A 16,964-nucleotide genomic window follows, 5' to 3' on the forward strand; every position below is an offset into this window, starting at 1 on the left:
TTTCGGTAAATGAGCAGATGTTTGTTTCCGTTAGGATTTTGTCAGTATGTAAGTGAAAGGAGATGCTTCATGCCGAACCAAAAGGCATGGGCAAAAAATGCAACGGAAAAAAGCATCAAAATAACAAAGGCGATTGCTGCCTGTCATGATGTCTCTGCTGTCTTTATACAAAAGCTCATCTTTATACCGCTTCTAATCGGGCTTTATTTTCTCTTCGCTTTGGCCTCGGCCAATGCTGCGTCAAACAACTTTGAAAAATACCTTTCCAAGGTTACGCCAAACGAAATATTAGAAGGCGCGACAGAGTTTCGTCTTGTTCCCGGCACGCCGTCTTACGCAGAAATATTAAAGGGAAGCGAAAAGGTCGGCTACGCCTATCTGAACACTGACTTTGTCAATGCCACCGGTTATTCAGGCAAACCCATTCACGTTATGGTGGGCCTGACACCAGAAGGTGTGGTCAGCGGCACCAAACTCGTAAAACACAGCGAACCCATCGTTCTTATCGGAATTCCAGAAGAAAAAATTACAAACTTCATGTCTGGTTACACCGGGATCGATGCCGTCAGTCGCACAGGGCAAAGCCGAGATACAGGTGAAGTTGACATGATCAGTGGTGCGACTGTCACCATCATGGTTATCGAAGATTCAATTTTCCGATCAGCCATTAAATTTGCACGATATCTTGGTATTGCTGGTGTAGAACAAGATCAAGCCTCCGGGCCAACAGAAATAAGACACGTCAACAAAGACATCACAGACGTTACCGATTGGCAAACACTGCTTGGTAATGGTGCCGTCCGTCACCGCGTTATTACACTTGCAGAAATCAATGAAGCTTTTGAAAATTCCGGCAACAAAAAAGCAGCTGCCCGCCCTGAAAAAGGCGCACCGGATGAAATCTATATAGATCTTTATGTTGCCCCGGTTAGTGTTCCTGCCATCGGTAGAACGCTTTTGGGTGATGCAGAATACGAACATTTACAGAAACAGTTGGAACCCAACCAGGAAGCGATACTCATTTTCGCCAATGGCCGCTATTCATTCAAAGGTTCCGGCTATGTACGTGGCGGCATCTTTGATCGTTTCCAACTCATCCAAGGTGAAAGTTCTGTTCGGTTTAGAGACAAATTTCACAAACGTATCGGCGACCTTGGCGCTGAAGGCGCCCCCTATTTCAAGGAAATAGCTCTCTTTCGCATCCCAACAGATGTAGAATTTAATCCAGCAGATAATTTCCGTATTGAGCTACTTGCCAACCGGGAAATTGCGGCCATTAAAAAGATATTCCTGGCCTTTGAGCTTAATTATGACCTGCCCAATAAATACGTCACAATAGAAAAAATAGCTCCAACACCCGCTGCAACAAAAAAAGCGCCAGAACAATCCATTGGCCAAGAAGCGTCAGAAGATAGTCATCGCGTTGAGTTATGGAAACGCATGTGGGATCTGAAAAGACCGGACATCGCAGTTCTAAGTATTGCGATTGCTATACTTACAGTTATTTTCTTTTTCCAGGACTGGCTCGTCAAACGCCCAAGACTTTTGACATGGACCAGAAATCTATTCCTTGTTTTTACCGTTCTCTTTATCGGGTTTTACGCTCAGGCACAGCTTTCTGTGGTCAACGTCCTCACCTTCGTGAATGCGCTTTTGACAGATTTCAGCTGGAACTACTTCCTTATGGAACCCATGATCTTCCTGTTGTGGTTGTCAGTTGCTGGCGCCCTGCTCTTTTGGGGCCGAGGGGCCTATTGTGGCTGGTTATGTCCCTTTGGTGCCTTGCAAGAACTACTCAATCAGGCCGCCAAGTTCTGTAAAGTACCGCAACTAGAGCTGCCATGGGGGTTACATGAACGCTTGTGGCCATTGAAGTACATCATCTTTCTCGGTCTATTCGGCCTATCCCTCTATTCTTTGCAGGACGCAGAACATTGGGCAGAAGTTGAGCCTTTTAAAACCTCTATCATTCTGAAGTTTGTGCGTGATTGGCCTTGGGTACTTTATGCCGTCGCTCTATTGGCCGCAGGGCTATTTGTCGAACGTTTTTATTGTCGTTACATCTGCCCCTTAGGTGCAGCACTCGCCATTCCCGGACGTATGCGTATGTTTGAATGGCTCAAACGTCACCCCAACGACTGTGGCAGTCCCTGTCAGACCTGTGCCAAGGAATGTATGGTTCAAGCGATCCATCCCACAGGTGAAATCAATCCAAACGAATGTCTCTACTGTCTGCATTGCCAGGTTGTTTACCACGATGAGCATCGTTGTCCACCCATGGTACAAAAACGCAAGCGCAGGGAACGCCTTCAGGACCTTCAAAGCAAAAGCGCTGCTGTTGTTAAAGCAAGCTGCTCTGCGACGGAAATTCCAGATTTCATCGGTGAAGATAAAAACAATCCCGGACCTTCTGCAAAAGTCAGAGGGAAAGGCGCTAGCCCGGGGAAAGTCACTCCGAGCTAGCAAAACCGTCGCCCTAAGGGCGACAGCACGCCCAGCCTGTTGAATGGTGAGACAAGCGACAGGTTGGGCACTTAAAGAGGAGCATATAAATGTCAAAAGATAAAGGTCTGTCCAGACGTGATCTGCTTGGGGGTTCAGCTAAACTAGCGACTATCGCTGGTGTGGGTGCTGCCTCTGGTATTGCTGGATTAGGGGGTGTTTCAACAGCATCTGCCGCTGGTGCAAATAATCCTGCTACTGTTGAGCCGGGTCAGTTGGACGAATATTACGGTTTCTGGTCATCAGGACAAGCGGGTGAATTGCGTATTCTTGGTTTGCCTTCTATGCGCGAGCTTATGCGCGTCCCTGTTTTTAACAGATGTTCCGCGACTGGTTGGGGGCAAACCAACGAAAGTAAGAAAATTCTTACCGAAAACCTGTTGCCACAAACCAAGAAGTTTCTTGAAACACGTGGTGGCGACTATATGAACGGTGATTTGCATCACCCCCATATGTCCTTTACCGAAGGTGCCTATGATGGGCGCTATCTCTTCATGAATGACAAGGCAAACACCCGTGTTGCCCGTGTTCGCTGTGACATCATGAAAGTTGATAAAATTATCGAAATTCCGAATGCATCCGACATTCACGGTCTGCGTCCACAAAGATACCCACGTACTGGCTATATCTTTGCCAATGGCGAACACCGCGTTCCTTTGCCAAACGATGGTTCTGTTCTGGATGATCCAAGTAAATACTTTGCCGTGTTTTCTGCCATTGACGGCGATACCATGGAAGTTAAGTGGCAGGTTAAAGTCAGTGGTAACCTGGATAACGTCGATGCAGATTATCAGGGTAAATATGCGATATCTTCTTCCTACAACTCTGAAGAAGGTGTCAATCTGGCTGAGATGACATCATCAGAACAGGATCATGTCGTTGTTTTCAATATCAAGCGTATTGAAGAAGCCGTTGCCAAGGGTGAATACGAAGTATTTGATGGCGGTGTTCCCGTTGTTGATGGAACCAAAGGTTCTCCATTAACGACATATATTCCAATTTCCAACAGCCCACACGGCGTGAATGCTGCACCGGATAAACGCCATATTGTTGTGAACGGTAAACTATCACCAACAGCATCTGTTATTGATGTTGAACGTTTGGATGATGTGTTTGACGGCAAGATCAAACCTCGTGATGCAATTGTTGCTGAACCTCAGCTTGGCCTTGGCCCTCTTCACACTGCCTTTGATGGTCGTGGCAACGCCTATACCACCCTCTTCCTGGATAGCCAGGTTGTTAAGTGGGATATTGAAAAAGCTATTCGCGCCTACAAAGGTGAAGATATCGATCCGATTATTCAAAAGATTGATGTTCATTACCAGCCTGGGCACAACCATACGTCTATGGGGGAAAGCTCTGGAGCCGACGGTAAGTGGCTGATATCTATGAATAAATTCTCCAAAGATCGCTATATCAATGTTGGACCACTTAAACCAGAGAACGAACAGCTGATTGATATTTCTGGCGATGAGATGAAAATTGTCCATGATGGTCCGACCTTTGCCGAACCACATGACTGTATCATCGTTCACAGATCAGTTGTTAATCCGGTTCATGTTTATGATCGCAACGACCCGACTTTTGCCGATACCATTGCAATGGCAAAAGCAGACGGCATCGATCTGGAAGACTGTCAGGATGTTATCAGAGACGGTAATAAAGTTCGGGTTTACATGAATTCTGTTGCACCAGAATTCAGTCTGGAAAAATTCACTGTCAAACAAGGTGACGAAGTCACCGTCGTGATTACAAACCTTGATGATGTTGAAGATCTGACCCACGGATTTACCTTGGCGAACTATGGTGTTTGTTTCGAAGTAAGCCCTCAACAAACGGCTTCCGTAACCTTCATTGCAGATCGTCCTGGTGTTCACTGGTTCTACTGTCAGTGGTTCTGTCACGCGCTTCATATGGAAATGCGTGGCCGCATGCTGGTTGAACCAGCTTAAGAGAAGTTGAGTAGATCGATGGCTTGGTTTTCCAATAAACTGACAATAAAACAGTATGTTTTGACGTTCCTTTTAAACACCATCGTCTTAATGACGATGTTTGAAAGCCAAGCCGTCGTTTTACAGGTAACACCTGAAACGCTAACAAACTCTCTTGCCAAGGCACAGGATGGTGATGTTCTGTTATTGAACAAGGGTACCTACACTGGTCCAATAGTGATCGAAAAATCACTGACACTTAAAGGTCAGAAAGGTGCCGTCATTGATGGTAGAGGCATCGGCAACACCATTGAAATTTTGGCACCTGATAGTGGTGTAGCAGGTTTAAAGATCATCAACTCCGGACAGGATCTTTCAAAACAGAACAGTGGCGTTTTTGTTAATAAAACAGCCCATAACACAGTTGTCGAAAACAACATTATACAAAATAACCTGATCGGGGTTTATCTGTGGGGTCCCAAGAATGCCGTCGTCAGGAACAATCGTATTGACGGCTTGCAAGTACTTCAGGTCAATGACCGTGGAAATGGCGTTCAACTGTGGAATACTCCCGGATCAATTGTCGAAGGCAATACCATTCGTTTTGGCCGGGATGGTATCTTTACCACAACCAGTAAAAAAAATATTTTCCGAAACAATGTTTTTGAAAAGACACGTTTTGCCATCCACTACATGTATACAAACAACAGTGAAGTCAGTGGCAATGTTTCCCACGGGAATGATGTCGGTTATGCCCTGATGTTTTCCAAAAAGCTAAAGATAACCAACAACCAATCGATCAATGATAAAGAACACGGCTTTGCGCTTAACTATGCGAACTCGTCTCTTTTCAAAGGAAATCTGGTCGAGAATGGCGGCGTCAAATGCGTGTTCATATATAACTCTAACAAAAACCGTTTTGTGCGGAACCACTTTGAAGGATGTCAAATTGGTATCCACTTCACCGCAGGATCAGAAAAAAATACCGTAAGCGAAAATGCCTTTATCGGTAATCAGCATCAAGTCAAATACGTTGGCACTCGTCATCTGGACTGGTCCGAGAACAATCGTGGTAATTATTGGAGCGATAACCCCGCTTTTGATCTGAACGGTGATAATATTGCTGATAGCGTTTACCGCCCGAATGATATTCTGGATCAAGTCATCTGGGCCTACCCCGCAGCCAAGCTGCTGATTAACTCACCAGCCATGGAAATTCTGCGTTGGTCACAATCCCAGTTTCCTTCACTACAGCCCGGCGGTGTGTTCGATAGCGCCCCCCTGATGACCCCGCCACAAATCGACCGTCTTTCATTGATTTCAGATATATCTAGTTCTGATACAACAAACCCAGACATGGTGATAAATCCATGATTAAAAATAGCATTATTTTAAAAAATGTCAGTAAACACTACCCATCCCACCCAGCCGTAACAGATGTTAACTTCACGGTCCCCGAGGGCTGTCTTATGGCTCTGGTTGGTCATAATGGCGCGGGTAAAACCACATTGATGAAATTAATCCTGGGTTTGATTCAACCTACCACAGGATCACTCTCTATTCTTGGTCACGACCCAAAAGATAAAAGTTCTTTTCACTACCGCAATGCCATTGGTTTTTTACCCGAAAACGTTGCCTTTGATGCCAATATGACAGGCAAGGAACTGATTACATTTTACGCAAACCTGAAAAGAGAAACCAAATCGAGAAGCCTAGAGCTAATGGATATGGTTGGTTTATCAGCAGCCCTTGATCGACGCTATAAAACCTATTCCAAGGGTATGAAACAACGCTTGGGACTAGCGCAGGCACTATTAGGAAAACCACGTTTGCTTTTGCTTGACGAGCCGACATCCGGGCTTGATCCAGCAGCCAGACAGCACTTTTACGATATAATCCGCGATCTAAGAAAAGACGGTGTCACGATCCTGCTCTGCTCTCATGTTTTGACCGAGCTAGAAGCTCAGACAGACGCTGTAACCGTTATGAACTCTGGCAGAGTTGTCGCCTCTGGATCATTGGATGACCTTCGTAGCCAAGCCGGATTGCCCCTTAGCCTTCGGATAACAGTTCAAGAAGGCATGACCGAAAAAATTGCCCAGCCACTTCAAAATCAGAACGCAACGATAACCCATATGAACGGTAAATATCTGGAAATTGAATGCGCCCCAAGCTCAAAGATGACTATGCTTCGCCATCTGGGGGAACTCGGGTCTATTGTCGAAGACATCGAACTTCAAAACACGTCCCTTGACCAGCTCTATGCAGTCTTCAGTGATCAGAGAGGGCAATGACATGAAAACAATCTCGATTATCGCCCTGAAAGAACTAAAAGATGCACTCCGAAACCGATGGATCATTGCTGCTTCCTGTTTATTAGCGATCCTTGCCCTTAGCTTGGCTTTTGTCGGAACAGCACCTGTCGGCGGAGCTAATATCAGCACAATGCAAGTAACCGTCGTCAGCCTGTCCAGTCTGTCCGTTTTTCTTGTGCCGTTGATATCACTGATGCTTTCCTATGACAGTATTGTCGGCGAAGTTGAACGCGGCTCTATGCTCTTGCTACTCACCTATCCGATTAATAGATGGCAGATCATCTTTGGAAAATTCCTCGGTCATACGCTCATTCTGTCCATCGCAACGCTTCTTGGTTATGGTGCCGCAGGCTTCCTGATTGGTTTTAGCACAAATAGCGCTGGCTTTCATGACTGGCTTGTATTTGGCAGCTTGATTGCTTCTACCGTGTTATTGGGCAGTGCCTTTCTGTCCATAGGCTATCTGCTCAGTGTATCTGTCAAAGAACGAGCTACGGCAATGGGCTTGGCCGTCGCCGTCTGGCTATTGTTTGTATTGCTTTTCGACATGGCCGTTTTAGGGGCCTTGGTGGTCGATCAGGGAGAGAATATTAAATCAGACTTTGTTAATTTCTTGCTCCTCTTTAATCCCGCAGATTCCTTTAGGTTATTAAACCTGACAGGCTTTGATAGCACAGCATCACTTTCCGGTATGTCATCCATTGCCGGACGAGCAGTGCTTCCTGTCCAATATGCCATCATCGCATTAATCAGCTGGATTACCCTTCCGCTATTACTTTCCGGATACCTTTTTTCAAGGAGAGAGATATGAACAAATTCACTTCATTATTGTTTATATCAAGCGGCTTACTTCTGGCTGGCTGCTTTGGCTCTGAAGATATCAAAAAACCAGATCCGGCAACGCTTACCTCTGAAGATCAAAGTTACTTCTGCGGCATGACGGCTGCGGGACATCCCGGACCCAAAGCACAGATCCATATTCTGGGGCAATCTGTGCCCATCTGGTTTGCAGCAACCAGAGATGCTGTTGGCTATATGAAGCTGCCCGATGAAAATAACGAAATCACAGCTGTTTATGTCACGGACATGGGCAAAGCAAACTGGCAATCACCAGAATCTGGCCCCTGGATTGATATAAAAAAAGCAACATTGGTAATCGAAAGCAAGCGTCGTGGTGGTATGGGTGCCCCTGCCGTTGTTCCTTTTGCAGAACAAGCCGCAGCCGAAAGTTTTATTTCTGATTATGGTGGAAAAGTTGTTTCCCTGGATGATATCCCCATCGATTATGTACTGGGAATGGTAGAAATTCCGGATAACCCTGCCTTATCTACAGTCCAATAAAGAACGGTAATTTAGTCATGCACACACATAATACCAGACGACGCTTTCTACAAATTATCGGGACAGCCTCTCTTTTAAGCTCAACATCATTAAGGCAATCTTTTGCACAGGGTGATCCGCAAAATGCCGCTCTACATAGATGGCAGGGTATTGCGCTTGGCAGTCATGCAGAAATTCTTTTACCCAAAAACAATGGATCTGCAGAACTGGCACGTAAAATACGGCAGGATATAAAGCGTTTAGAAAATATATTTAGCCTATATGTACCAACTTCGGAGATTAATCGCCTCAATGCTCAGGGGGAACTCCAGAACCCATCACCTGAACTTTACCAGGTGATCTCAAAGGCACATGAAGTCTCATCCCTCACCCAAGGTGCATTTGACATTACTGTACAACCCCTCTGGCTACTCCATAGCGAAATGCCGAACCTGAACGACCTCAACCGAACCAAGATAATGCAATCAGTCAAAGAACTGATTGACTACAAAAACATTGATGTATCGCCGAACAAGATCTCGTTTAAAAAGCGGGGTATGGCGATTACACTAAATGGCATAGCCCAGGGATTTATTACGGATCGTATTTACCAGCTATTGCAAGGTCATGGCCTGACAAATAGCCTGGTAAATGTTGGTGAAATCAAAGCCTTGGGCAACCATCCGTCAGGGCGAGAATGGGCCGTCTCAATCGATGGTCAAGAACAACAACTTCCTGAAAACTCAATACATTTGGCACCGGGAAAGGCAATTGCCACATCATCCCCGACAGGAACAATCTTGCGTGACGGTCACTCACACTTGTTGCAAGCAAGTAGTATTGAAACCAAACCCCTGTACAAATCAATGACGGTTATTGCTAATAATGCGGCAACGGCTGACGCACTATCAACCGGACTGTCATTTATACCGCCAGAGAAACTGGGCAGCATAATATCAACGGAAAGCGATATAGAAGTCATTGCCCTTACAGTTAATGGCGAGACAATCAGGCTGCAAACGTAGAATTAATTCAACCTGCTTGTCTCATTTACATTAAGCTGAGGCAGATAGCTCAGAGGCTTTTATCCCTTAAGCCTCGGCCATCCGCTCATCTTCCTTGCGTTGCGCCTCTGCCCGTTTTGTCAAAATGGATGCTGTGATTACTCCCATCGTGACGATCATAATCAGTATGGTCGAAAGTGCATTAATCTTGGGCGTAACCCCAAGTCTTACCTGACTATAGATTTTCATTGGCAGGGTTGTTGCCCCCGGCCCTGATGTAAAGGATGCGATCACCAGATCATCCAGAGACAGGGTAAATGACAAAAGCCATGCAGAAATAATCGCCGGGGCCATAATAGGTAATGTAACCTTGATAAAGGCCTGAAACGGCGTACAGCCCAGATCTGTTGCTGCCTCTTCCAATGAACTGTCAAAGGTAACCATCCGTGAAGAAACCACAACAGCAGCATAACACATGGAAAAGGTGATATGAGCCATCGTGATAGTCCAGAAACCGCGATCAATGCCCATGGCCACAAAAAGTAACAGCAAGGAAAGCCCGGTTATGACCTCTGGCATCACCAACGGTGCATAAATCATTCCTGAAAAAAGGGTTCGCCCGCGAAAACGTCCGGCGCGCACCATAACAACGGCGGCCAAAGTGCCAAGGATGGTTGCCATCGTCGCTGACAACAATGCGACCCGCAGCGTTACCAGCGCCGCATCCAGAAAGGCTTCGTCTTTAAAAAGCTCCGCATACCATTTTGTTGAAAAACCTCCCCAAACAGTTACAAGTCTGGACTCGTTAAAACTGAAGAAAACCAGAATAAGAATGGGCAAGTAGAGAAAGACAAACCCCAAAGTCAGGGATGTAGTATTAAACCAGGTAAATCGACTACTCACTGTTCTGCCTCCTGTGCACGCTCTTGCTGTTTTTGGAACAGAACAATCGGGACAATCAACAATAACAGAAGTATTACAGCGACAGCCGAGGCAACGGGCCAATCTCTGTTGCTAAAAAATTCAACCCAAAGGGTTTTACCAATCATTTTGGTATCAGATCCCCCAAGCAAATCAGGGATAACAAATTCCCCAATCGCCGGAATAAAAACCAGAAATGATCCCGCAATAATACCTGGTATAGAAAGCGGTAATGTCACCTTCCAAAAGGCTGAAATCGCCGTACAGCCAAGATCCTGTGCCGCTTCTAAAAGTGACCCGTCCATCTTTTCAAGTGTGGAATAAAGCGGAAGCACCATAAAGGGCAAGTATGAATAAACAATACCGATATAAACGGCTGTATCCGTATTTAGTATTTGTAATGGGTCATCAATGATTCCAATGAACATCAAAAACTGATTGAGCAATCCCTCCGTCTTCAGAATACCAATCCAGGCATAAACCCGGATAAGAAAGCTGGTCCAAAAGGGTAAAATAATAAGCATTAATAGCGTTGGTCGCCATTCAGAGGGTGCCTTTGCCATAGAATACGCCAAAGGATACCCAATCAGTAGAGACAGAACCGTCGACACAAACGCAATTTTTAAACTGGATAGATAACTAGACCAATAAAGATCATCTTCGGTAAGCCAGATATAATTCTCTAAATCTAAACTCCCCACTAAAGCCTTAATCCCTTCCCACCCACTTTCAAGGTCAAAGGTTGGCGTGTAAGGCGGAATTGCGACCGCAACATCGGAAAGAGAGATCTTAAGCACAATCCCGAAAGGAACGAGAAAAAGCAGGAATAACCAAAAGTAAGGTATCCCGATAAGTAAAAAACGTCCGAATTTTTTATCCATGATTCCCGCCCTTAATCCAAGAGGACGCCAGCGGTACTTCGCCAGGATAGCCAAACGTGATCTTCCCAAGTAAACTCACGATTAGCCAAACGGCGTATATTTGATTCCTGAGCTTTGAAAATCGTGCCGTTGCTAAGCTTTACATGATATGTGGATAGATTACCGACATAGGCAATATCATCAATCTGACCTCTGATTTTATTGTCTGCATCTTTAGGTTCATCCCGTGTGACATGAACTTTTTCAGGGCGAATAGCTAAACAGGCATTTTCATTTTCAGATCGGTTTACATTATTGGCAATTGATATTTCCGGCTCACCCTCGGCCCAGGATAGTTTTATCCCCTCTGCTGTTTTATTAACAAGCCGACCTTCGATAATGTTCACATCGCCAATAAAATCAGCCACATAACGACTATTGGGATATTCATAAATCACTTCGGGTGTTGCCACCTGCATGATTTTACCATCATCCATAACCGCAATACGGCTAGCCACAGTCATAGCTTCTTCCTGATCATGGGTCACAATAACAAAAGTCATGCCCAGCTTTTCCTGAATATCCATCAGCTCAAACTGGGTTTGTTCGCGTAACTTTTTATCTAGTGCCCCAAGCGGTTCATCCAGCAAAAGCAACTTCGGCTTTTTGGCTAACGAGCGGGCAAGGGCAACCCTTTGGCGCTGCCCGCCGGAAAGTTGATGCGGTTTACGCCTGGCAAATTTGCGTAACTGAACCAGCGCCAACATCTCTTCAACACGTTCGGCAATAAGGTCCTTGGGCCATTTATCCTGTTTCAGGCCAAAGGCAATATTGGCCTCAACCGTCATATGCGGGAAAAGCGCATAGGACTGGAACATCATATTCACAGGGCGCTTATACGGGGGAACCTTACCGATATCATCATTACCAAGAGAAATAATCCCTTCGCTGGGCGTCTCAAACCCGGCCAGCATTCGCATCATTGTTGTCTTGCCACACCCAGAGGGGCCGAGTAAGGCAAAGAATTCGCGCTCATAAATATCAAGACTGATATCATCAATGGCGGTAAATGATCCAAAACGCTTGGTCACATTCTTAAATCGGACCAATGGTTTTTCATCGGGATTATCCCACGGCGCAAAGCGCGCCGATGGTTTCTTGGCTGATGAGATATTCATAGCACCCTCAAATAATACTCTACACAAAAAAGCATCGCCTCTGAATTGAGACGATGCTTTTATCTGGATTTAACTGCCGCTTTTGACCTTGGTCCACAAGCGAGTTATCACACGCTGTGTTTTCGGATCATAAGGCATAATTGTGTAAAGCCTCTCCATCGTTCCTGAGTCAGGATAGATAGCCGGATCGCCAATGACATCTTCTGCCAATAGCTTTTGAGATGCAAGATTACCATTCGCATAATAAACGTAATTGGAAGCCTTAGCCATCACGTCATCACGCATAATGTAATTGATAAATTTATGTGCATTATCAGCGTTCGCTGCGTCGGCAGGTACGGCCATCTGGTCGAACCACATCAGAGCGCCTTCTTTCGGGATAGCATAGTCAACGGTAACCCCGTTATCTGCATCCGCAGCACGATCCCGTGACTGCAAAATATCACCCGACCAACCAACAGTCAGACAGATATCACCATTAGCAAGTGATGATATATATTCAGAAGAATGGAATTTTCGTACAAATGGACGAATAGACAATAATAGATCTTCTGCTGCCTGCAAGTCATCTTTGTCACGACTATCCGGGTTTTTGCCCAGATAATTCAAAGCCGCTGGTATCAATTCTGTCGGCGCATCCAATAAATACACACCACAATCTTTTAGTTTAGCCAACTTTTCAGGGTCAAAAACAACATCCCAGCTATCAATACGCTCGATGCCAAGTCGTTCTTTAATCATATCGACATTGTAGCCGATACCTGTGGTACCCCACATATAGTTCACAGAGTAAGCATTACCCGGATCGTATTTATCAACCCGTTCACTCACAACATCCCAAAGGTTGCCTTTATTCGTTAATTTAGACTGATCAAGTTTCTGGAAAACGCCTGCTTGAATTTGACGCGCCAAAAAAGTACCGGTTGGAACGACCACATCGTAACCGGAGCTACCGGCAAGAAGTTTTGTTTCCAGCACTTCATTAGAATCGAAAACATCATAGACAACTTTGATACCTGTTTCGGCTTCAAATTCGGCCAGGATTTCTTCGTCTATATAGTCGGACCAGTTAAAAACATTAACCACTTCTTCCGCACTGGCTTGGGTACTTACTGCAAAACCTAGTGCCAGAACACTGGTCAGCAAACTATTTCTAATTTTATTCACGATGTAGCCTCCGTTAAATATATGTACCCGGTAAAGTTATGTGGATATCGACCTCATTTTACAGATGAGTTATCAATATCCACTCCCAGTTATAACTTTCCAAGATCTTTAGCTGTCAAATCAAGACAATATTTTACTTTTTCCAACAACTCGTCAATTTCCGCCTTTTTCATGACCAATGGCGGCGAAAGAACCATCCGGTCTCCACAAGCCCGCATAATCAGGCCGTTGTTAAAACAGTGATCACGGCAAATGTTGCCAACTTCAGAGCCATTTTCAAAAAGCTCACGAGTCTTTTTGTCCTTCACCATCACCATACCGGCAACCATGCCGTATCCGACAACTTCACCAATCAGGGGGTGATCCTCTAGTTCCCGCAAGCGCTTTTGGAAATAAGGGCCTGTTTCATCCCGAACCCTGTCAACAATACCTTCATCGCGCATCAGGCGAATATTTTCAATCGCCACCGCACAGGCCGCAGGGTGCCCGGAATAGGTAAACCCGTGGTAAAACTCTCCACTTTTTTCAATCAGGCTTTCTGCCACACGATCCCCGACCATCACGGCTGAAATCGGCAAGTAACCAGACGACATTCCCTTTGCCATGGACATAAGATCAGGCTTAATGCCAAAAGTTTCACTGCCGAACCAGTTTCCTGTACGACCGAAACCACAAATCACTTCGTCAGCGACCAGAAGAATATCGTATTTTTCGCAGATCCGCTGAATTTCAGGCCAATAGCTTTCCGGCGGAACAATTACGCCTCCGGCCCCTTGAATAGGCTCACCAATAAATGCAGCAACCTTTTCCGGCCCAACCTCTAGAATACGTTCTTCCAATGCCCGGGCCGCCTTTAACCCGAATTCATCAGGCGACAGATCGCCACCATCCTTGTACCAATAGGGCTGCATAATATGCTCGATCCCCGGCATCATAAGACCGCTTTGCTCGTGCATCGGGTCCATACCGCCAAGGGACGCCCCGGCGACTGTACTGCCATGATAAGCATTGTTGCGGCTAATGATTACATTTCTGTCGGGTTGGCCTTCTGCCTGCCAATAGCGACGGACAAGGCGAATGACCGTATCAACCGCTTCTGATCCTGAATTGGCAAAAAATACTCTGTTCAGACCTTCTGGCGTAATTTCCGCCAAAAGCTGTGACAGCTCTGTTGCCGGGGCATTGGTCGTCTGAAAGAAGGTATTGTAGTAAGGCAGTTCCAGCATCTGGCGCTGAGCAGCATCAACCAGTTCTTTCCGGCCATAACCGATATTCACACACCACAATCCAGCCATCCCGTCCAGTACGCGATTACCGTCGGAATCCCAAAGGTAAATTCCATCAGCCTTGGTAATGACGCGGGTGCCTTTTTCATTCAGGCTCTTGGTATCTGTAAAGGGGTGCAAATGATGCGCCCGATCCAGTTCCTGCCAATATTCGGTACTTTTATTTATATGGTTCATAACACCCTCTTAACTCCCAATCTCACATACAAGATCATGGGCACTAAACATTAAGCAACAGATGCTCGCGTTCCCACGAGCTGATAACCTGATGGTAATTGTTATATTCAACTTCTTTGGTTGCGCAGTGTGCCTCGACAAAACGATCACCCAACACGTCTTTTATCGGCTTGCAGTCCATCAAGGCCGTAATAGCATCGGATAGATACAATGGTACGCCCCGTGGCAAGATATAGGCATTATCTTCGACTTTAGGTTCTGCTTTCAGCCCCTCGACCATGCCCAGATAACCACAAAGTAAACTTCCCGCAATCGCCAGATAGGGATTCACATCTGAACCGCACAAACGGTTTTCAACACGACGGCTCTGTGGGCCTGAATTGGGAACCCTGAACCCGCAACTACGATTATCAATGCCCCAATGAATATTTATCGGAGATTCATCATAGCCAAAACGTCGATAGGAATTCACATTCGGTGCAAAGAAAGGCATTGCCGCGCTAGAATAACGCTGTAACCCTGCGATGAAATTCCCAAATAGTTCGGTCACATTGCCGTCTTCATCACTAAAGATATTCTTGCCTGTTTTGGCATCGACGACGGAATGATGAATATGCATAGAGCTACCGGGTTCATCCTTCATTGGCTTGGCCATAAAGGTTGCATATATATCATGGGATAGTGCCGTTTGCCTGACCGTGCGCTTAAAGAGGAAAACCTGATCAGCAAGGGACAAGGGGTCACCATGCAGGAAATTGATTTCAATTTGCGCGGCCCCTGCTTCGTGGTTGAGGGTATCAATATCCAGCCCCATTGCATCGCAATAGTCGTACACGTCCTCAAATACAGGATCAAATTCATTCACAGCATCAATGCCATAACATTGACGTGCCGTTTCAGGTCGACCATTTTTACCAATCGGAGGTACCAGAGGCAGATCAGGATCAGTATTTTTTTGCACCAGATAAAATTCAAGCTCGGGCGCAATAACTGGTTCCCACCCCTTTTTCTCGTAAAGCCCCAAGACAGTACGCAGGATTTGACGCGCGTATAGGTCAACGGGTTTTCCATCGGGATAAATACAATCACAAATAACCTGTGCCGTAGGCTCTTTGTACCAGGGAACAGGACGTATTGTACTTGTATCAACCTGGAGGATCACATCATGGTCAGCGATATCAACCCAGGTATCTTCCTCTGGCCACTCACCTGTAATCGTTTGTGTAAAAATACTCTCGGGAAGACGATGCCCGTTACTTCCAATTCCACGCAAGAATTTTTCAGTAGGCAAGATCTTGCCGCGTGGCACACCTGAAATATCGGGTATCATACACTCGACTTCGGTAATCTTTCGTTCTTTACACCACTGTTCTAATTCTTCAAAGGTCATAAATCACCTGTTTTATAGGGTATCAGCTTCTAATACCGCCGTTATTTTACTTACCGCCACTTGATTACCGTCTGTCGGCGCGTTCCCGGCAAGCATTCCCAAAAGCTTTAAAAATCTTGTTAGAGAACTCATTATCACTGGCGTTCCATTCCGGGTGCCACTGCACTGCCAGTGCAAATGCAGAAGCCCCGGAAACACTGACGGCTTCGACCAATCCGTCTGGGGCATGAGCTTCAACAACCAACCCTTCCCCCAATCTATCAATACCTTGTGCATGGACTGAATTAACTTTGACTCTAGAGCCATTATTCAATCCTGCCAAAATACCACCAGATACCAGTTCAATATCATGAGCCAACGCAAAGCGATCTTCTATGGCGCCGGTCATATCAGCCCTGTGATCCATTTTCCCGGGCTGGTCCTGTACCTTTTGAAAAAGAGTACCGCCAAAAACGACATTCAATTCCTGATACCCACGGCAAATGGCCAACATGGGAATACCGCGTTCCAAAACCTTCTTTATCAATGGCAAGGTCGTGGCATCCCTTGCCGGATCGTGCAATGTCCCCTCATCACTGGGTTCTCCGGCATAATGTCTGGGTTCAACATTCGATGGGCTGCCTGTAAAAACGACGCCATCCAGATGATCCAAAAGAGCGTCACCGTCCAGCTGCGCCCCTAAAGCCGGTATTCCCAAAGGAATTGCCCCGGCAACATTTGCAACCGCCTCTGAATAATATCGGCTTACGCTGTCGTATTCATTTCCGTTCTTCGGCATACGACAGGTGGAAACACCCACAATGGCCTTACCACTACTCATTTTGATCTACCTTGACGCAACTACTGATCGTTATTCTGAACAGAATGATAGATATCATTTTTAGAAATGCATACAAAAAAATTTGTCTTTATC

14 protein-coding genes are annotated in these 16,964 nt (G+C 45.8%); 7 read left to right on the plus strand and 7 right to left on the minus strand.

Features of this window, described 5'->3' with window-relative positions:
- Window positions 1-69 precede the first annotated feature (69 nt).
- From WH95_RS10480 to WH95_RS10510, 7 genes are all read left to right on the plus strand, one after another.
- A complete protein-coding gene (locus tag WH95_RS10480) occupies window positions 70-2,463 on the plus strand; it encodes a NosR/NirI family protein (RefSeq protein ID WP_157845938.1) in 2,394 nt (797 codons plus the stop codon).
- Between the two features lie 89 nt (window positions 2,464-2,552).
- On the plus strand, window positions 2,553-4,454 hold the full coding sequence (gene nosZ / locus WH95_RS10485; protein ID WP_046506650.1) for a TAT-dependent nitrous-oxide reductase: 1,902 nt from the start codon (window positions 2,553-2,555) through the stop codon (window positions 4,452-4,454).
- Between the two features lie 18 nt (window positions 4,455-4,472).
- Window positions 4,473-5,807, plus strand: a complete 1,335-nt coding sequence (locus WH95_RS10490; RefSeq protein ID WP_082114099.1) for a nitrous oxide reductase family maturation protein NosD — start codon at window positions 4,473-4,475, stop codon at window positions 5,805-5,807.
- Window positions 5,804-6,727 (plus strand): ABC transporter ATP-binding protein, encoded by a 924-nt coding sequence (locus WH95_RS10495; protein ID WP_046506652.1) that lies wholly within the window; start codon window positions 5,804-5,806, stop codon window positions 6,725-6,727. Before WH95_RS10490 ends, WH95_RS10495 begins: the two co-directional genes overlap by 4 nt.
- A gap of 1 nt (window position 6,728) precedes the next feature.
- Complete coding sequence (locus WH95_RS10500) at window positions 6,729-7,559, plus strand: ABC transporter permease subunit (protein WP_046506654.1); 831 nt, start codon at window positions 6,729-6,731, stop codon at window positions 7,557-7,559.
- Complete coding sequence (locus WH95_RS10505) at window positions 7,556-8,089, plus strand: nitrous oxide reductase accessory protein NosL (RefSeq protein WP_046506656.1); 534 nt, start codon at window positions 7,556-7,558, stop codon at window positions 8,087-8,089. The genes WH95_RS10500 and WH95_RS10505 overlap by 4 nt, the downstream gene beginning before the upstream one ends.
- Window positions 8,090-8,106: 17 nt before the next feature.
- Complete coding sequence (locus tag WH95_RS10510) at window positions 8,107-9,093, plus strand: FAD:protein FMN transferase (protein ID WP_046506658.1); 987 nt, start codon at window positions 8,107-8,109, stop codon at window positions 9,091-9,093.
- 66 nt (window positions 9,094-9,159) lie between these two features.
- On the opposite strand, the gene WH95_RS10515 is transcribed toward WH95_RS10510, so the two are convergent.
- From WH95_RS10515 to WH95_RS10545, 7 genes are all read right to left on the minus strand, one after another.
- Window positions 9,160-9,975 (minus strand): ABC transporter permease subunit, encoded by an 816-nt coding sequence (locus tag WH95_RS10515; protein WP_046506660.1) that lies wholly within the window; start codon window positions 9,973-9,975, stop codon window positions 9,160-9,162.
- The gene (locus tag WH95_RS10520; protein WP_046506662.1) at window positions 9,972-10,874 is read right to left on the minus strand and encodes an ABC transporter permease subunit; all 903 of its coding nucleotides are present in this window, start codon (window positions 10,872-10,874) and stop codon (window positions 9,972-9,974) included. Before WH95_RS10520 ends, WH95_RS10515 begins: the two co-directional genes overlap by 4 nt.
- An 11-nt stretch (window positions 10,875-10,885) precedes the next feature.
- Entirely contained in the window at window positions 10,886-12,031 is a 1,146-nt protein-coding gene (locus WH95_RS10525) for an ABC transporter ATP-binding protein (RefSeq protein ID WP_046506667.1), read from the minus strand.
- A gap of 69 nt (window positions 12,032-12,100) precedes the next feature.
- Window positions 12,101-13,198, minus strand: a complete 1,098-nt coding sequence (locus WH95_RS10530) for a polyamine ABC transporter substrate-binding protein (protein ID WP_204247765.1) — start codon at window positions 13,196-13,198, stop codon at window positions 12,101-12,103.
- An 89-nt stretch (window positions 13,199-13,287) separates the two neighbouring features.
- The gene (locus tag WH95_RS10535; protein ID WP_046506670.1) at window positions 13,288-14,661 is read right to left on the minus strand and encodes an aspartate aminotransferase family protein; all 1,374 of its coding nucleotides are present in this window, start codon (window positions 14,659-14,661) and stop codon (window positions 13,288-13,290) included.
- Window positions 14,662-14,704: 43 nt separating this feature from the next.
- Window positions 14,705-16,051: a glutamine synthetase family protein gene (locus WH95_RS10540; RefSeq protein WP_046506673.1), complete on the minus strand. Its 1,347-nt coding sequence runs from the start codon at window positions 16,049-16,051 to the stop codon at window positions 14,705-14,707.
- Window positions 16,052-16,115: 64 nt separating this feature from the next.
- Window positions 16,116-16,871 carry a gamma-glutamyl-gamma-aminobutyrate hydrolase family protein gene (locus WH95_RS10545; protein WP_052741935.1) on the minus strand — a complete coding sequence of 252 codons (756 nt, stop codon included), beginning with the start codon at window positions 16,869-16,871 and terminating at the stop codon, window positions 16,116-16,118.
- Window positions 16,872-16,964 lie beyond the last annotated feature (93 nt).

Origin of the sequence: Kiloniella litopenaei, assembly GCF_000982415.1 — a bacterium.
In the GTDB taxonomy this organism is placed as follows: Bacteria; Pseudomonadota; Alphaproteobacteria; order Kiloniellales; family Kiloniellaceae; genus Kiloniella; species Kiloniella litopenaei.

Excerpts from the sequence above, each read along its gene's own strand:
- WH95_RS10480 (WP_157845938.1), top strand. The coding sequence starts at position 70 with ATGCCGAACCAAAAGGCATGGGCAAAAAATGCAACGGAAAAAAGCATC.
- nosZ (WP_046506650.1), top strand. The coding sequence starts at position 2,553 with ATGTCAAAAGATAAAGGTCTGTCCAGACGTGATCTGCTTGGGGGTTCA.
- WH95_RS10490 (WP_082114099.1), top strand. The coding sequence starts at position 4,473 with ATGGCTTGGTTTTCCAATAAACTGACAATAAAACAGTATGTTTTGACG.
- WH95_RS10495 (WP_046506652.1), top strand. The coding sequence starts at position 5,804 with ATGATTAAAAATAGCATTATTTTAAAAAATGTCAGTAAACACTACCCA.
- WH95_RS10500 (WP_046506654.1), top strand. The coding sequence starts at position 6,729 with ATGAAAACAATCTCGATTATCGCCCTGAAAGAACTAAAAGATGCACTC.
- WH95_RS10505 (WP_046506656.1), top strand. The coding sequence starts at position 7,556 with ATGAACAAATTCACTTCATTATTGTTTATATCAAGCGGCTTACTTCTG.
- WH95_RS10510 (WP_046506658.1), top strand. The coding sequence starts at position 8,107 with ATGCACACACATAATACCAGACGACGCTTTCTACAAATTATCGGGACA.
- WH95_RS10520 (WP_046506662.1), bottom strand. The coding sequence starts at position 10,874 with ATGGATAAAAAATTCGGACGTTTTTTACTTATCGGGATACCTTACTTT.
- WH95_RS10525 (WP_046506667.1), bottom strand. The coding sequence starts at position 12,031 with ATGAATATCTCATCAGCCAAGAAACCATCGGCGCGCTTTGCGCCGTGG.
- WH95_RS10535 (WP_046506670.1), bottom strand. The coding sequence starts at position 14,661 with ATGAACCATATAAATAAAAGTACCGAATATTGGCAGGAACTGGATCGG.
- WH95_RS10540 (WP_046506673.1), bottom strand. The coding sequence starts at position 16,051 with ATGACCTTTGAAGAATTAGAACAGTGGTGTAAAGAACGAAAGATTACC.
- WH95_RS10545 (WP_052741935.1), bottom strand. The coding sequence starts at position 16,871 with ATGAGTAGTGGTAAGGCCATTGTGGGTGTTTCCACCTGTCGTATGCCG.